We start from the raw sequence: 16,067 nt of genomic DNA, 5'->3' as shown, positions 1-16,067 counted from the left end.
AAAAGCGCTATGCGGGACAATAGCGCCATCATGACCCTCAAAGCCCCCGAACTGCTGCTGCCTGCCGGCTCGCTCGACAAGATGCGCGCCGCCTACGACTTTGGTGCCGACGCCGTCTACGCCGGCCAGCCGCGCTACAGCTTGCGCGCGCGCAACAACGAATTCCGCCTGGAGCAGATCGGCCAGGGCATTGCCGAGGCGCATGCACGCGGCAAGAAGTTCTTCCTGACCAGCAATCTGATTGCACACAACGATAAGGTCCGCACCTATCTGCGCGACATCGAACCCATCATCGCCATGAAGCCCGACGCCATGATCATGGCCGACCCCGGGCTCATCATGATGGTCAAGGAAAAATGGCCCGAGCAGGAAATCCATCTGTCCGTGCAGGCCAACACCACCAACCACGCCACCGTGAAGTTCTGGCAGAAGATGGGCGTCTCGCGCATCATCCTGTCGCGCGAGCTGAGCCTGGACGAGATCGAGAAGATCCGCCAGGAATGCCCCGACATGGAGCTGGAAGTGTTTGTGCACGGCGCGCTGTGCATCGCCTACTCGGGCCGTTGCCTGCTGTCGGGCTACTTCAACCGCCGCGACCCCAACCAGGGCACCTGCACCAACGCCTGCCGCTGGGACTACAAGACGCATGACGCGGCCGTGGATCCCAACACCGGCGAGGCGCTGGGCCAGACCATGGAAAACGGCTTCAACTTCGAAGAAGCCAAGAACGATCTGGACAACCAGTTCACCAGCACCTGCGGCGACCAGCAACGCCACCCCAAGGCCGATGCCATCTATCTGCTCGAGGAAAAAGGCCGCCCCGGCGAGATGATGCCCATCATGGAAGATGAGCATGGCACCTACATCATGAACTCCAAGGACCTGCGCGCCGTGGAGCATGTGGAGCGCCTGACCAAGATCGGCGTGGACTCGCTCAAGATCGAAGGCCGCACCAAGAGCCTGTACTACGTGGCCCGCACGGCCCAGACCTACCGCCGCGCCATCGACGACGCCGTGGCCGGCCGTCCGTTCAACCCGCATCTGATCACCGAACTCGAAGGTCTGGCCAACCGCGGCTATACCGGCGGCCTGCTGGAGCGCCGCCCTGCCAACGACTACCAGAACTACGAAACCGGCCACAGCGTGCTGCAGCGCAGCCACTTCGTGGGCGCGGTGCGCGGCTATGCCGACGGCATGGCCGAGATTGAAACCATGAACCGTTTCGCCGTGGGCGACACCATCGAAGTGATTCATCCCCAGGGCAACCGCCAAGTCAAGCTGGAGAAGATGTTCAACCTCGAAGGCCAGCCCGTGGAAGTCGCACAAGGCAACCCCGTGCGCGTGCGCATTCCGCTGGAAGGCCCTGTGGAAGGTGCGCTGATTTCGCGTCTGCTGTAAGCTCGACCGGCTTTGCTTTTCCAACGCCCCATACGCTGGGGCGTTGCTCTTTTCTCTATAGCTGCTTTCGCTCGTCTTCTCTTGGATTCAAATTGAATTCATGTTGAGACCCAACGACAACAAGCGCAAGCAGCTCCTCAATTTGAAGAACACACATGGAACTGAAGATTGACGAAGGCCTGAAAGCCTATATCGACCCTCTGACCCCGGACGAGCACGAATCGCTGGAGCGCAGCATCCTTTCCGAAGGCTGCCGCGACTCCCTGGTGGTCTGGGGCGATCTGCTCATCGACGGCCACAACCGCTACGGCATCTGCCGCAAGCACGGCCTGCCCTTCAACACCGTGCAGGCCACGCAGTTCAAGAACATGGACGACGTGCATCTGTGGATGATCGACCAGCATCTGGGCCGCCGCTCTGTCTCCGACTTCCAGCGCGGCGTGCTGGCGCTGCGCAAGCGCGAGATCATTGCCGAGCGACGCGCTGCGGCAGCCGCTGCCGTGAACGCCGCCAAGGCCGCCCAGCCAGCCAGCGAGGAAGCCCCCTGGGAAGGCGAGACCGACCCCGTGGTGGCCCAGGCTCTGGCCAGCGTGGCCAAGGTGCCCGACGAAGCGCTGGACACACGTGAAGCCCTGGCACGCGCCGCCCGACTGTCGGCCGGTCAGGTCAAGATGATCGAGACCATCCAGGAAAAGGCCGCGCCCGAAGTCGTGGCCGCGGTCAAGGCCGGCGAACTCTCGCTCAATGCCGCTGCCGTGGTCGCCACCCTGCCCGAGGAAGAGCAGCAAGCCGTGGCCGCCGAAGGTGCCGACGCCCTCAAGCAGGCCGCCAAGCGCGTGCGCGATGCCAAGAAAAAGCCCAAGGCCGCCAAGCCCGAAGCCGAAGAATCGGCAGAAGCCGTGCCAGCCGCCAGCCCCGAAGAGCTGCAGGCCCGCGTCACCGAGCTGGAAGCCGAGAACGAGCGCCTGCGCCTGCAGGTCAAGACCTTGCAGGACCTGCTGGCCGAACAGGGTTAAGCCGCAGCAGCTGCGATGGCCCCTGCCTGCCGCTCAGAACGCGTCGAAACCATGGGCGCGCAGGCTTTTGCGCATGAGCTGCACGATCCGGCGCTGGCGCTCGCGCGGCATGCGGTTTTCGGTGGCAGCCACGCTGATACCTGCCAGCACATCGCCGCTGGCATCGCAGACCGGCATGCCCACCGCCAGCACATTCTGGGTCGCATGGTTGCCCACCAGTGACCAGCCCCGCTCCCGCGTGGCCTGCACCAGCAGCCTCAGGCGCTGCTGGGTCATGCCGCCGTACAAGGCAAGCGCTGGCGCGTTGACGTCGAGCACCGCTTCCACTTCGCGGTCTGCCAGCGCCGAGAGCAGCGCCAGCCCGGCGGCACCGACCCCCAGGGGCTGGCGCGTCCCCACCTGTATCACCAGAATCTGGATGGGATAGCTGCCCACATGCCGCGCAATACAGTGGGACAGACCACCGTCGCGCACCACGGCAAATGCGGCATCCCCACACCCTTCGCTGATGGCGGCCAGAACCGGCGCAAGCCGCTGCGCCAGATCCTCGCGTTGCTTGCTGCAGGGCACCAGCGCCCTCCAGCGCTCGCCGGGCCCGTAGCGATAACGTGAGACCAGCGTCACATAGCGAGCCTCCTGCAATGCCGCCAGCAGGCGATAGATGGTGGCGCGCTCAAGACCGGTCTGACGACACAGCTCGGCCACACGCATCCCCTCCTGCGGCCCGGCAAGCACGGCATCCATCACCGCCAAGCCACGGCTCAAGGTCTTGCTCTCCTCTCCTGCAGAGGGTTTTCGCCTAGTGATTTCGTCCGGCAGGCAGACGTTTTCATTCATTCATTTCCCCGCTTCATTGAAACAATCGCCAACAAGCCATGGCTCTCGGCATATGGGGTTCGACAGCGCTGAAGACCCCCCATAACCCTTTCAAGGAGACAATGATGAAGCAGGAAAGGCATCGCAGAAACATCTGCATCGCCATCGCCGCAACGCTGGGCTCATGCCTGGCATCAGCGGCACCGGCCGTGGAAACCAGTTGGCCCACCAAGCCCCTCAAGCTAGTCGTCGGCTATGCGGCCGGCGGCGCCACCGATGTCGTTGCGCGCCTAGTCGCCAACCGGATGGGCACGGAGCTGGGGCAGTCGATCATCGTGGACAACCGTACCGGCGCCAACAGCAATGTAGGCGCAGAAATCGTCGCCCGCGCTCCTGCCGACGGGTACAGCCTGTACGTCTACACGATCGCCAACACCATCAATGCATCGCTGTACAACAAGCTCGGCTACGACCCCGTCAAGGACTTCGAGCCCGTAGGCCTGATCGCCAAGATTCCCAATCTGCTGGTGGTCAATCCGGGCCTGCCGATCCACTCGGTGCAGGACTATGTCAGGTTCGCGAAGAATTCCAGCGACGGCCTGACATTCGCCTCCTCGGGTAGCGGCTCCTCCATCCATCTCTCCGGCGAGATGTTCAAGATGAAGACCGGGCTGAACATGCTGCATGTTCCCTACCGGGGCAGTGCGCCAGCTGTCTCCGACCTGCTTGGCGGGCAGGTGCAGTCCATGTTTGACAACTCGCCCTCGTCCATGCCGCATGTGAAGGCAGGCAAGCTGCGCGCACTGGCCATCACCAGTAAGGAGCGCTCCCCCCTGCTGCCCGATGTGCCGACCTTGGCCGAATCGGGCTTCCCCGGCTTCGAAGTGCAATCCTGGTTCGGCATTTCCGCTCCGGCTGGCACGCCGGAAGTCGTCATCAAGCGTCTGAACACCGCACTCAACCAGGCACTGAAAGACCCCGGCATCAAGCAAAGACTGGCTGAACTGGTTGCGACCACGGCACCAGGAACGCCCGACGACATGCGCAAATTCGTCGCCAGCGAACTCAAGAGCTGGAGCGAGGTCGTGAAGGCATCGGGCGCCAAGGCGAACTAACTCACCAGGACAAGGCTTATGTATCCCATCGATTTCTTCTGGCGCGCGGTGCAGCGCTGGCCGCAGCGCATCGCCATCGACACGCCGCGTGAGCAGTTGAGCTTCGAACAACTGGCACAGCAGGTCTGCGCCACGGCCAGCGGATTGCTGGCGCTGGACCCCAGACCGCAATCGCGCGTGGCCATCTGTGCCACCAACAGCGCCGAGCATATCGTTGCACTTCTGGCCGTGCTGGCCTGCGGCAAGGTGTGGGTGCCCCTGAACCCCAAGAGCACGCAATCCGAGATCCGCCGCATCACCGACATCGTCGACGCCAGCATCCTGATTGTCGAGGCGGGCTACGGGGATCTGGTCAGCGATGCACGGGCTCGGCGCATCCTGATCGGCACGGCCGAGGCAGAGCAGCCCACTCTGGCACAGCTGATATCCCGGCACGCAGGCGCACCGATTCCAAGCTTCGATCTACACGAAGACGCAACGCAAGCCATCAAGTTCACGGGAGGCACTACCGGAGCGCCCAAGGGGGTGATGCAGCCCTACCGCGCGTGGATGGCGAACATCGTCAATCAGATCCATGCCTGGTCATTCGATGAACAGGACCGCTATGTCATGGCCGCCCCCATCACCCACGGCACCTCGACCTATGTGCTTCCGATTCTTGCGCAGGGGGGCTGCCACGTGATCATGGACGGCACTGGTGCACAGGCGGTGCGCGACACGTTCAAGCATCGCGGCGGCACGGTGTGCTTCATGCCGCCAACCCTGGTGTACATGCTGATGGGCTTGCAAGACACGACGCGCGCCGACTTCCCTCACCTCAAGCGTCTGATCTACGGCGGTGCACCTATGCCCCCGGAGAAGATCCGCGAGGTCAGGAATTTCTTCGGCCCCGTGCTGGGCACCACCTACGGACAGACCGAGGCCCCCCAGATTCTGACCGTCATGCGCCCTGAAGACTTCGAGCAAGAAGCCAACTGGGCAGCGGTCGGACGACGCACCTGGTACAGCGACGTGGCCATCATGTCTCCCGATGGACTCTTGCTTGAAACCGGCGAGGTGGGCGAGGTCGTCGCGCGCGGGCCGCTGGTGATGACCGGGTACTGGAACTTGCCCGAGAAGACGGCAGAGACGCTGGTCGACGGCTGGTTGCACACCGGCGACCGCGGCATGTTCGACGAACGCGGCTACCTCTATCTGAAGGATCGCCTGAAGGACATGGTGATCACGGGCGGCTTCAACGTCTACCCGATCGAGGTCGAGAACGCCCTCGCCCAGCACCCGGCCGTGCATGAATGCGCCGTCTTCGGCATTCCCGACGACAAATGGGGTGAGAGCGTCCAGGCGGCCGTCCAGTTGCGACCCGAGCAACAGGCCACCGAAGCCGATCTCGCGGCCTTTCTGCGCGAACGGCTCGGCCCCGTCCAGACCCCGAAACGCATCCACTTCATGAGCGAACTACCACGCTCTCCCGTGGGCAAGGTTCTCAAGAATGCCGTGCGCGACCTCGCCATTGCCAGCGGCAGCAACACCTGAAGAAAGCAAGCCATGAAGCAAATGAAACAGCCCCCTACCACCAGCCTGTGCACGCATACGCTCACCAGCCTGACTTACGGCGATGCCGATCTCGTGCAGGATCTCATGGGCAAGAAGACGTTCACGGAAGTGATGCTCATGCAGATCCTCGGACGCAGCCCACGCCCCGTGGACCTGCGCATCACCGATGTGGTGCTGATCGTGCTGATGGAGCATGGCCTCACTCCCAGCGCCATTGCCACCCGCGTCGTCTACATGAGCGCACCGGAGAATCTGCAGGGAGCCGTCTCTGCGGGCCTGCTGGCCGTGGGCAGCTCGTTTGTCGGCACCATGGAGAACTGCTCGAGACTGCTCGACCGCATCATCGCGGCCTCCAGTCCCATGGAGGAAGCCCGCAGCATCGCCAGTCACTACCAGTCGCAGAAGTCGCCCGTCCCCGGATTCGGACACCACCTTCACAAGCCGGTCGACCCCCGCGCCTACAAGCTGCTGGAGATGGGACGCGAGGAGGCGGATCTGAAAGGTGACAGGATTCGCGCCCTGGAGATGCTGTCCCAGGCCGTGGACGAAAGTGCCGGCCGCGCGATCACCATCAATGCCACGGGCGCCGTGGCTGCCCTGCTGGGGGAGATCGGCGTGCCCACCAGAATCATGCGCGGGTTTGCCGTGATCTCGCGCGCGGCAGGACTGGTTGCGCATATCGCCGAAGAGCAGCAGAACCCTTCGGGCCGATTCATCTGGGAAACCGTCGAACATGCCATTGCATACATAAGCCCCGCTGCGGCAGGGAAACAGTGAAATGTCCGACACAACTCCCGATACGGCACCACCTTTGCGCGCACTGCTTGATCTGACTGGCCGCACGGTCGCCGTCGCCGGTGGCGGCTCCATCGCTCCTGGCTGGAGCATCGGCCGAGCCTCGTGCATCACCTATGCACGACAGGGAGCGACGGTATGCGTGATCGACCGCGATCTTGCCTCTGCCAAGGAGACCGTGCGCCTGATCGAAACCGAAGGTGGCAGCGCCTTTGCCTATCAGGCCGACATGGCGCGCGAAGAGGACATCTTCTCGGCCTTCAGAGACATAACTGCCAGGCACCAGGCCATCGACGTGCTCCATCACAACGTAGGCATAGGCAAGACGGGTGGACCGCTGGAAACAAGCGCAGATGACCTGGACCGCATTCACAGCGTGAACGTGAAAAGTCTGATGCTGAGCTGCCAGGCGGTTCTGCCGGCGATGGTGCAGCGTGGCTCCGGCACCATCATCTCGATCGCTTCGGTCGCGGGACTGCGCTATCTCGGCTATCCGCATCTCGCCTATTGCACGACCAAGGCTGCCGTCATCCAGATGACGCGCATGATTGCACAGCAGTACGCGCCGCACGGAATTCGAGCCAACACGGTTGTGCCCGGTCTGATCGATACGCCACGCGTGACCGCCAATGTGGCACATATGTTCTCCGACGGCCTGGGCGAAGCCAAGGCTGCGCGGGCACAGCAGGTGCCACTGCAACGTATGGGGACTGCGTGGGAGGTGGCGAACGTCTGCGCCTTCCTGGCTTCGGATGCCGCCAGCTACATCACGGGCACGGAAATAGTGGCCGACGGCGGCTTGACAGGGAAATACGTCTGAGCCCTCGCAGGGCCGTGCCAGCGTCCAGCTCCCGCACGCAGCCTCCCCGAACGGCCAGATTGCCGGACAGGGAGGCTGTTTTTTTTGTGTCTCAACATAACCACATACAGCCAAATGACAGCAATTCTCATTAATATCTGCGCCTGCCAATAAACGCCACATAGTCCCCTCCGGCCCCGACTGAAGACAAGAGATGCCGCCAGCGCAAGGCTGGGGCAGCGCGCTGTTCATGCCAGCCAGGTGCTGTGTGCACTCCCCTACAACACCCATGGCTAACCTCCATCTTTCCGACTCCCCCGCTTTTCGCCTGAGCAGCGCCGCCGCTGCCGTTGCCGCAGCCCTTGGCGTGCTCGCCAGCCCCGTTCATGCACAGACGGCCAGCACCGCCACTGCCGAAGCCGCCCTGGACTCGGTCACCGTCACCGGCAACTGGCTGGATGGCGATATGTCCAGCGCCGAGAAGGTGCTGGAGCATCCAGGCGCCCGCACCATCGTCGAGCGCGAGCGCATCCAGGAAAGCGGTGCCGCCACCTTGCGCGAAGCGCTGCGCCTGGTGCCCGGTGTGCAGGTTCAGGACAGCAACGGCACGGGCGGCAGCGATATCTCTCTGAACCTGAGCGTGCGCGGTCTGACCGCACGCCTGTCGCCACGCTCCTATGTGCTGCAGGACGGCGTGCCCGTCTCCTACGCTCCCTACGGTCAGCCCCAGCTGTCGCTGGCGCCCGTGGCGCTGGGCAATCTGGACTCCATCGACGTAGTGCGCGGCGCAGGCTCGGTGCGCTACGGCCCGCAGAATGTGGGCGGCATCATCAACTTCACGACGCGCGCCATTCCCAAGACTTTTGCGGCCGAAGCCTCCATCGGCACCGAGATCTACAGCCACGGCGGCAACGTGAAGACCACGCCCAGCTTCTTTGTGGGCGGCACCAACGAGTCGGGCCTGGGCCTGGCCGTGCTGTATTCGGGCACGCACGGCAAGGGCTGGCGCAGCAGCAACGACAAGACCGACATCGACGATCTGCTGGTCAAGGGCAGCTACAAGCTCAGCAACAACAGCAGCATTTCCGCTTCGCTGCACCACTTCGAGGGCAAGGGCCAGATGCCCGGCGGTCTGACCACGGCCCAGTACGCCGCCGACCCGTTCCAGAGCACGCGCAACTATGACCAGTTCACGGGCCGCCGCACCGACGGCTCGCTCAAGTACAGCTACAAGGACGGTCGCAACAACTTCGAAGTGCTCAGCTACTACGTGGATTCCTTCCGCGGCAGCTATATCGAACGCGATGCCACCGGCGCCAATGCCGGCAAGCGCAGCCTCACGGCCGCACCGCGCGACTACAGCTACTACGGCGTGGAGCCGCGCTACTCGCGCATTTTCGAGACCGGCTCCGTGGTGCAGGAAGTCAGCGTTGGCTATCGCTACCTGAAGGAAAAGAGCTCAGAAACGGCGCTGGCCACTTCGGGCTTCTATGTGCCCGGCCAGGTCGATGCCATGGCCCTGCCGCTGAACACCACCCAGACCAGCCAGGGCGGCACCACGGCCAATGCCTTCTATATCGACAACCGCATCGATGTGGGCAACTGGACCATCACGCCCGGCGTGCGCTACGAGCGCATCCGCTCCTTCAACAATGTGGTGGACTACAAGGGCGCGACCGCAGCGGCCATCTACCCGACGGCGGCCGCCAACGAATGGCTGCCCACGCTGTCGGTGCTCTACCGCGTCGACAGCCACTGGTCGGTGTTCGCCAATGCCGGCAAGTCCTTCGGGCCCCAGCAGTACGCACAGCTGGCCCAGTCGTCCAACAACCAGCTCTATCCCGAATCGGCCAAGACCTACGAGCTGGGCACGCACTACAAGAGCGACACCTGGAATGGCGAACTGACGCTGTTCAACATCGACTTCAACAAGGAGCTGTTCCTGGACCGCCCGGGCGACGGCACCGGCAACGGCATCTGGACCGATCTGGGTGCCACGCGCCACCGTGGTCTGGAATCGGCGCTGCGCTATGACTTCGGCAAGAACTACCCGGCACTCAAGGGCCTGTCGCTGGGCATGAGCTATACCTTCACCCAGGCCACCAGCCAGGCCGGTCCCTTCGCAGGCCGCGACCTGCCGCTTTATTCGCGCCACACGGCCGGCCTGTCGGCACGTTACGCGATGGAGCGCTGGACCTTCAATGCCGATCTGAACGCCCAGTCCAAGCAACGCTCGCCCGGCACGCCCGGCACCAGCGCCAAGCCCAATCCCTACATCACGCAGGAAGACGCCAATGGCAATCTGGGCGATATCCCGGGCTTTGCCATCCTGGGCCTGCGCACCAGCTATCAGGCCGGCAAGGAGCTGAACAATCTGCGCCTGACCGTGGGCATGAAGAACGTGTTTGACCGCCGCTACTTCACCCGCTCCACCGACAACAACGGCGGTGGCAAATACGTGGGCATGCCACGCACCCTGTACGTTCAGGCCACCCTGCCGTTCTAAGCGGCGGCCCCGCGAGTCCACCTCGCGGGGCATCACACCATCACGCGCAATGACTTCGCTACGTTCTCTGTGGCTGCGGCTGCATCGCTGGTTTGCCCTGGGCCTGGGCTGGATTCTGATTCTGGCCGGGCTCACCGGCACCCTGCTCATCATCGGCCAGCCACTGGACCGCATGGCGCACCCCGAGCTGTTCCAGGCCCGCACGACGCATGCGCAGCAGGCCGCAGCACTGACGCCGATACTGGCAAGAGCCCATGAGGAGTTCGGCAGCAAGGCCACTCTGCGCTTCCGGCTGCCTCAGGAGACACAGGACAGCCTGTGGCTGCGCGTTCAGGCGGCGGACTGGCGCGGCACCATTTACCTGGACCCCGTCACCGGAGCGGAGCAGGGCCGCCGCGGCGAGACCGAGGGCTTTGTCAACACACTGTTCAAGCTGCACAGCACCTTGCTGCTCGACGCCAATGGCAAGGCCATACTGGCCTGGACCACCCTGGCCTACGTGCTTCTGCTGCTGACGGGCGTCATTCTCTGGTGGCCCAAGCGCTGGCCGGGCAACTGGCACATAGAACTCAACAAAAGCCTGGTGCGCGCCCTGTTCGACATGCACCGCATCGGCGGCGTGATCATGGGCCTGCTGATCGCGGTGTCGGTCATCACCGGTGCCTATATGGCATGGCGACCGCTGGGCGACTGGCTCAATGTGCTCAGCAGCAGCACGGCAGTCAAGCCACCCAAGCTGCCCGCACTGGCTGTGCAAGGCGCCGCCCAAGCGCTGCCAGCCGATGTGGATGCCATGCTGGCCTCGGCCCGCGCGGCCATGCCCGATGCCCAGGCCAGCTTCGTGCAGCTGCCGCCCAATGCCAAGCAGGCCGTACGCATCCGCTTTCGCGCCCCGGGCGAGCCGCACCCCAACGGCATCAGCTCGGTATGGCTGGACCCGCGCAACGGTGCCGTGCTGGACGTCAGGCGCTGGAATGAACTCGACCCCGGCGCTGCGGCGGTGGCCGTGGCCTATCCGCTGCACACGGGCGAGCTGGGTGGCGTGCTGATGGAAATCCTGGCCGGCCTCAACGGCCTGGTGCTGGGCGGCTTGGGCATCAGCGGAATCTGGCTCTGGTGGCATCGCCGCAAGGCCAGAAAGCTTGCCGCCCAGAGAAAGCCCTGAGAGCGCGGGCCGGCGCCCTGCAGCCTGCGCCCGGCCCTTGCCCCATGTTCCAGGTTCGAAGCCCCTGTTAAGGGCCGGGTCTGCTTGCATCACAGCCTCTGCGGCCTCAGCATCTGTAATTCCACCGATGAGCAGACAAGGAGCTGAAGATGGCTATGAATCCCGTTGGCTGGTTCGAGATCTACGTGCAGGACATGTCGCGCGCCAGGAGCTTCTACGAAGCCGTGCTGGGCTGTCAGTTGCAAGCGCTGGCCATGCCGGAAGGCGGCGAGCACCCCGATATGGAGATGTGGGCCTTCCCAGGGCAGCCGGATAACGCTGGTGCCACCGGAGCGCTGGTCCGCATGCCGGAATGCCCCTCTGGCGGCGGCGGCACGCTGGTCTATTTCGTCTGTGAAGACTGCGCCGAGCAGGCCGCCCGCGTTGCACGCAACGGCGGCAGCCTGCACCGCGACAAAGTCTCCATAGGCCCCTATGGATTTATTGCCCTGGCCATCGATACCGAAGGCAATATGTTTGGCCTGCACTCGATGAAATAGGGCTCGCGCCAGCCCACGAAAAAGGCCTGCCTCCGAGGAGGACAGGCCTTTTTGCCTGGCAAGCGGGCGCAATCAAGCCAGCAGCTGCCTCAGCACATAAGGCAGGATGCCGCCATGGCGGTAGTAGTCCACCTCGATGGGAGTATCGATGCGCAGCTTCACGGTCACGGTTTTCTTGCTGCCATCGGGCCTGGTGATCACCAGCTGGGCATCGCTTTGCGGCGCCAGGTCGGCGGCCGGGATCACATCGATGAACTCCTCGCCCGTCAGACCCAAGGTTTGCCAGCTGTCATTGCCCTTGAACTGCAGCGGCAACACGCCCATGCCCACCAGATTGGAGCGGTGAATGCGCTCGAAGCTGCGCGCCACCACGGCCTTGATGCCCAGCAGTTGCGTGCCCTTGGCCGCCCAGTCGCGGCTGGAGCCCGTGCCGTATTCCTCGCCGGCCAGCACCACCGTGGCACGGCCTGCGGCCTGGTATTTCATGGCCGCGTCGTAAATGGCCATCTTCTCGGCCCGGCCATGGTCGTCGCGGAACAGGGTGACACCGCCCTCCTCGCGCGAGCCGTCGCCTGCGGCGGGGATCATCAGGTTCTTGATACGCACATTGGCAAAAGTGCCGCGCATCATCACCTCGTGGTTGCCCCGGCGCGAGCCATAGCTGTTGAAGTCGGCCTTTTGCACGCCATGCTCGAGCAACCACTTGCCTGCCGGCGAAGACTCCTTGATGGAGCCTGCAGGCGAGATATGGTCGGTGGTGATGGAGTCACCGAACAAGGCCATGACGCGGGCACCGTGCACCGCGCTGGAGTTTGAGCCTTTCTGACCTGCAGCGCTTTCTCCATCTGCGGATGGCGCTTTCAAATCCAGAGCAAAGTCGGCAAAGAACGGCGGCTCGGCGATATAGGTGCTCTCGGGCCAGGTGTAGGTGGAGCCCGTCACCCCCCGAATCTTTTCCCAGAGCTTGCCCGGCTCACTGGCCACCTGCTCGTAATTGCTGCGGAAGGCCTTGCCATTCATGGCGAACTTGAGCAGCTCCTGAATCTCCTCGCTGCTGGGCCAGATGTCGCCCAGATACACATCCTTGCCGCCCTTGCCCTTGCCCACGGGCTCGGTCATCAGGTCTTTGCGCACCGTGCCGGCAATCGCATAAGCCACCACCAGCGGAGGGCTGGCCAGGAAGTTGGCCTTGATATTGGGGTGAATGCGGGCCTCGAAATTGCGGTTGCCCGAGAGCACGGCCGAGCAGACCAGATTGTTCTGCGTGATGACGGCATTGATCTCGGGGGTGAGATCACCGGCATTGCCGATGCAGGTGGTGCAGCCGTAGCCTGCCAGCGCAAAGCCCAGTTTTTCCAGGTAGGGCAGCAAGCCCGCCTCGGTCAGATAGCGGGTGACCAGGCGAGAGCCCGGGGCCAGCGAGGTCTTGATATGCGGCTTGACCTTGAGGCCTGCCTGCACCGCCTTCTTGGCCAGCAGGCCCGCCGCCAGCATGACGCTGGGGTTGGAGGTATTGGTGCAGCTGGTGATGGCTGCAATCAGCACATCGCCGCTGCCGATATCGAAGCTCTTTTCCGGCGCTGCAACCGCATGACTGGCATCAACAGCAATCGCACTGGCCTCGACCTTGCCGGTCTCGGGCGTGTTGCTCACCATCTCGGCCTTGTTGCGCTCCGCACCGGCCGACAGGGGTTTGCTCTCGGGCTGCAAGGCCTCGGGACCATCGGGGCTCACCACGTGGCGACGCACCAGCTGATCGGCTGGGAGATTGAAGCCATTCTGGGCCACGGGAGCGCTGAACAGCTCGTCGAACTGCCCTGCCACATGGCCGATCTCGATGCGGTCCTGCGGGCGCTTGGGCCCGGCCAGGCTCGGGGCCACCTTGCCCAGATCCAGCTTGACCACATGCGAGTAGTCGATTTCGCCGGCCTTGGGCACGCCAAACAGCTGCTGGGCCTTGAAGTAGGCTTCGAAGGCCTGAATCTCGCTCTTGGTACGTCCCGTTCCCTTGAAGTACTCGATGGTCTTTTCATCGACTGGGAAGAAACCCATGGTCGCCCCATACTCAGGAGCCATATTGCCGATGGTGGCGCGATCCGGCAGCGACAGGCTGCGCGTTCCTTCTCCAAAGAACTCGACGAACTTCCCGACCACTTTTTCCTTGCGCAGCAGCTCCGTGACGGTGAGCACCAGATCGGTGGCCGTCACGCCTTCGCGCAACTGGCCCGTCAGCTCGAAGCCCACCACATCGGGCGTGAGGAAGTACACGGGCTGGCCCAGCATGGCCGCCTCGGCCTCGATGCCGCCCACACCCCAGGCCACCACGCCTATGCCGTTGATCATGGTGGTATGGCTGTCGGTGCCGACCAGGGTGTCGGGGTAGTACACCGCATCACCCTTGCCACTCCTGGCCTTGTGCACGCCGCGCGCCAGGTATTCCAGATTGACCTGGTGCACGATGCCGAAGCCCGGCGGCACGACACCGAAGGTGTCGAAGGCCTGCATGCCCCATTTCATGAACTGGTAGCGCTCCTGGTTGCGCTGGAACTCCAGCTTCATGTTCAGGTCCAGCGCCTTCTTGGTGCCGAAGTAGTCCACCATAATGGAGTGGTCCACCACCAGGTCCACGGGCACCAGCGGCTCGATGGACTTGGGCTTCTTGCCCAGCTTGGCAGCCGTACTGCGCATGGCGGCCAGGTCGGCCAGCAAGGGCACGCCGGTGAAGTCCTGCAGCACCACGCGCGCGACGACAAACGGAATCTCGTCGACCCGCTCGGCCTTGGGTTGCCAGCGCGCCAGCTGCGCCACATGCTCCTCGGTGATCTTGTTGCCGTCACAGTTGCGCAGCACCGATTCGAGCACGATACGAATCGAGACCGGCAGGCGCTTGATCTCCGGGAACTGCTTGGCCAGGGCCGGCAAGGAATAGAACTTGCCCTTCTTGCCCTCGGCCAGTTCAAAGGACTTCAGGGTTTTGGCAAAAGCATGCGACATCGTGAGACTCTCCATGGACAGAACACAGGGAAAACGCTTTTGCATTCCATTGTGCACACAATGCCCATGAAAAGGGTGGGACAGGGCGCCGGCAACGCAAACCGGCTCACATGGGCGCAAGAAAAGAAAGCCCGCGCGGGGCGGGCTGGAGTCGCGCCGAAGCAATCTCAGGCGCCGGCGTCCGGCAGAAACTCCTCTCCTTCGCTCAAGGGCGCAAAGCGGTAGCTGGCCGGCGTGCGGCTGAGCTTGACCGGAGCGCCCAGCCCCTGGTATTGGCCCATCGTCACCACCATCTCGCGGTGTACGGTATGCGGATGCTCAAGCGCCTGAGCTACATCGAGCACCGGCGCGGCAGGCACGCCGATGGCCATCAGCTCGTCGGCAAGCTTCAAGCCATCTAAGGGCGCAAACGCCTGCTCCAGCAAGGGCTTGAGCTCGGCTCTATGGACGGAGCGCTGGCCTGCGCTGGCAAAGCGCTCGTCCTGCGCCAGTCCCTCCTGCCCGACATGCTGGCACAGCAACCGGAACTGCCTGTCGTTGCCTACGGCCAGAAAGATGGGGGCACCGCCTGTGCTGAGAACGTCATAGGGATAGATATTGGGATGTGCGTTGCCCGAGCGCTGCGGCAGCTTGCGCCCCATGAACCAGTTGGCCGCATGGGGATGGAGCAGCGACAGCCCGGAGTCGTAGAGCGAGGCATCCACCAGTTGCCCCTGTCCGCTGCGCCCCCGCTCGTGCAGGGCCAGCAGCACGCCTATGGTGGCATTCAACCCCGTCACCATGTCCACCACCGGCAGTCCCACGCGCAGCGGGTCGCCGTCGGCTTCGCCATTGATGCTCATGATGCCGGCCATGGCCTGGATGGCGGCGTCGTAGCCGGGCAGGCTTCCCAAAGGGCCGTCGGCGCCGAAGCCCGTGACGCGGCACCAGATCAGATGCGGCAGCTCTTCGCGCATCTGCTCATAGCCTATGCCCCATTTCTCCATGGTGCCGACCTTGAAGTTCTCCACCACCACATCGGCCTCGGCCATCAAGGCGCGCACGCGCTGCTGGCCTTCGGGCGCGGACAGGTCGAGAAACTGGAGGCGCTTGTTGCGGTTCAAGCCGAAGTAGTAGGAGGCCACGCCGTCGCGAAACGGAGGCCCCCAGGTGCGGGTGTCATCGCCCTGCGGCGGCTCCACCTTGAGCACATCGGCGCCATGGTCGCCCAGTATCTGGCCGCAGAACGGCCCGCCGAGAATGCGTGACAGATCAAGCACCTTGACGCCCTGTAGGGCTCCGGCGCCAATCGTGGCTGGATTGTGCATGTTTCACTTTCCGACAGAATGCGGGCCCATGGCCTGCGTGTTGATCAAAGATTGCTCGTGGGC

General features: G+C 63.7%; 12 protein-coding genes. 9 read left to right on the top strand and 3 right to left on the bottom strand.

Annotated elements, in window-relative coordinates:
- Positions 1–9 precede the first annotated feature (9 nt).
- Together yegQ and JAO85_RS16455 are read left to right on the top strand one after the other, a co-directional pair.
- Entirely contained in the window at positions 10–1,398 is a 1,389-nt protein-coding gene (gene yegQ, locus JAO85_RS16460) for a tRNA 5-hydroxyuridine modification protein YegQ (protein ID WP_034407466.1), read from the top strand.
- A gap of 155 nt (positions 1,399–1,553) precedes the next feature.
- Positions 1,554–2,414, top strand: a complete 861-nt coding sequence (locus tag JAO85_RS16455; protein WP_012839218.1) for a hypothetical protein — start codon at positions 1,554–1,556, stop codon at positions 2,412–2,414.
- Between the two features lie 33 nt (positions 2,415–2,447).
- On the opposite strand, the gene JAO85_RS16450 is transcribed toward JAO85_RS16455, so the two are convergent.
- Positions 2,448–3,251, bottom strand: coding sequence for an IclR family transcriptional regulator (locus JAO85_RS16450; protein ID WP_052263541.1), 804 nt, complete (start codon positions 3,249–3,251; stop codon positions 2,448–2,450).
- A 104-nt stretch (positions 3,252–3,355) separates the two neighbouring features.
- Between JAO85_RS16450 and JAO85_RS16445 the strand changes: the two genes are divergently transcribed.
- From JAO85_RS16445 to JAO85_RS16415, 7 genes are all read left to right on the top strand, one after another.
- Entirely contained in the window at positions 3,356–4,345 is a 990-nt protein-coding gene (locus tag JAO85_RS16445; protein ID WP_039048829.1) for a tripartite tricarboxylate transporter substrate binding protein, read from the top strand.
- 18 nt (positions 4,346–4,363) lie between these two features.
- The gene (locus tag JAO85_RS16440; protein ID WP_039048766.1) at positions 4,364–5,878 is read left to right on the top strand and encodes a class I adenylate-forming enzyme family protein; all 1,515 of its coding nucleotides are present in this window, start codon (positions 4,364–4,366) and stop codon (positions 5,876–5,878) included.
- 12 nt (positions 5,879–5,890) lie between these two features.
- Positions 5,891–6,676, top strand: a complete 786-nt coding sequence (locus tag JAO85_RS16435; protein ID WP_202788549.1) for a citryl-CoA lyase — start codon at positions 5,891–5,893, stop codon at positions 6,674–6,676.
- 1 nt (position 6,677) lies between these two features.
- Positions 6,678–7,514, top strand: a complete 837-nt coding sequence (locus JAO85_RS16430) for an SDR family NAD(P)-dependent oxidoreductase (protein ID WP_202788548.1) — start codon at positions 6,678–6,680, stop codon at positions 7,512–7,514.
- Between the two features lie 268 nt (positions 7,515–7,782).
- Positions 7,783–9,999, top strand: a complete 2,217-nt coding sequence (locus JAO85_RS16425; RefSeq protein ID WP_012839224.1) for a TonB-dependent siderophore receptor — start codon at positions 7,783–7,785, stop codon at positions 9,997–9,999.
- Between the two features lie 49 nt (positions 10,000–10,048).
- Complete coding sequence (locus tag JAO85_RS16420; protein ID WP_202788547.1) at positions 10,049–11,164, top strand: PepSY domain-containing protein; 1,116 nt, start codon at positions 10,049–10,051, stop codon at positions 11,162–11,164.
- A 149-nt stretch (positions 11,165–11,313) separates the two neighbouring features.
- Positions 11,314–11,703 (top strand): VOC family protein, encoded by a 390-nt coding sequence (locus JAO85_RS16415; protein ID WP_012839226.1) that lies wholly within the window; start codon positions 11,314–11,316, stop codon positions 11,701–11,703.
- A 72-nt stretch (positions 11,704–11,775) separates the two neighbouring features.
- On the opposite strand, the gene JAO85_RS16410 is transcribed toward JAO85_RS16415, so the two are convergent.
- Both JAO85_RS16410 and JAO85_RS16405 read right to left on the bottom strand, forming a co-directional pair.
- Entirely contained in the window at positions 11,776–14,697 is a 2,922-nt protein-coding gene (locus JAO85_RS16410; protein ID WP_202788546.1) for an aconitate hydratase, read from the bottom strand.
- A 167-nt stretch (positions 14,698–14,864) separates the two neighbouring features.
- Positions 14,865–16,004 carry a CaiB/BaiF CoA-transferase family protein gene (locus JAO85_RS16405; RefSeq protein WP_202788545.1) on the bottom strand — a complete coding sequence of 380 codons (1,140 nt, stop codon included), beginning with the start codon at positions 16,002–16,004 and terminating at the stop codon, positions 14,865–14,867.
- Positions 16,005–16,067 lie beyond the last annotated feature (63 nt).

This window comes from Comamonas sp. NyZ500 (genome assembly GCF_016772095.1).
In the GTDB taxonomy this organism is placed as follows: domain Bacteria; phylum Pseudomonadota; class Gammaproteobacteria; order Burkholderiales; family Burkholderiaceae_C; genus Comamonas; species Comamonas thiooxydans.
This window is presented reverse-complemented; position numbering and strand designations above follow the sequence as displayed.

Bases quoted from the DNA above. Each gene is read 5' to 3' on its own strand.
- yegQ (WP_034407466.1), top strand. From the start codon at position 10: ATGCGGGACAATAGCGCCATCATGACCCTCAAAGCCCCCGAACTGCTG.
- JAO85_RS16455 (WP_012839218.1), top strand. From the start codon at position 1,554: ATGGAACTGAAGATTGACGAAGGCCTGAAAGCCTATATCGACCCTCTG.
- JAO85_RS16450 (WP_052263541.1), bottom strand. From the start codon at position 3,251: ATGAATGAAAACGTCTGCCTGCCGGACGAAATCACTAGGCGAAAACCC.
- JAO85_RS16445 (WP_039048829.1), top strand. From the start codon at position 3,356: ATGAAGCAGGAAAGGCATCGCAGAAACATCTGCATCGCCATCGCCGCA.
- JAO85_RS16440 (WP_039048766.1), top strand. From the start codon at position 4,364: ATGTATCCCATCGATTTCTTCTGGCGCGCGGTGCAGCGCTGGCCGCAG.
- JAO85_RS16435 (WP_202788549.1), top strand. From the start codon at position 5,891: ATGAAGCAAATGAAACAGCCCCCTACCACCAGCCTGTGCACGCATACG.
- JAO85_RS16430 (WP_202788548.1), top strand. From the start codon at position 6,678: ATGTCCGACACAACTCCCGATACGGCACCACCTTTGCGCGCACTGCTT.
- JAO85_RS16425 (WP_012839224.1), top strand. From the start codon at position 7,783: ATGGCTAACCTCCATCTTTCCGACTCCCCCGCTTTTCGCCTGAGCAGC.
- JAO85_RS16420 (WP_202788547.1), top strand. From the start codon at position 10,049: ATGACTTCGCTACGTTCTCTGTGGCTGCGGCTGCATCGCTGGTTTGCC.
- JAO85_RS16415 (WP_012839226.1), top strand. From the start codon at position 11,314: ATGGCTATGAATCCCGTTGGCTGGTTCGAGATCTACGTGCAGGACATG.
- JAO85_RS16410 (WP_202788546.1), bottom strand. From the start codon at position 14,697: ATGTCGCATGCTTTTGCCAAAACCCTGAAGTCCTTTGAACTGGCCGAG.
- JAO85_RS16405 (WP_202788545.1), bottom strand. From the start codon at position 16,004: ATGCACAATCCAGCCACGATTGGCGCCGGAGCCCTACAGGGCGTCAAG.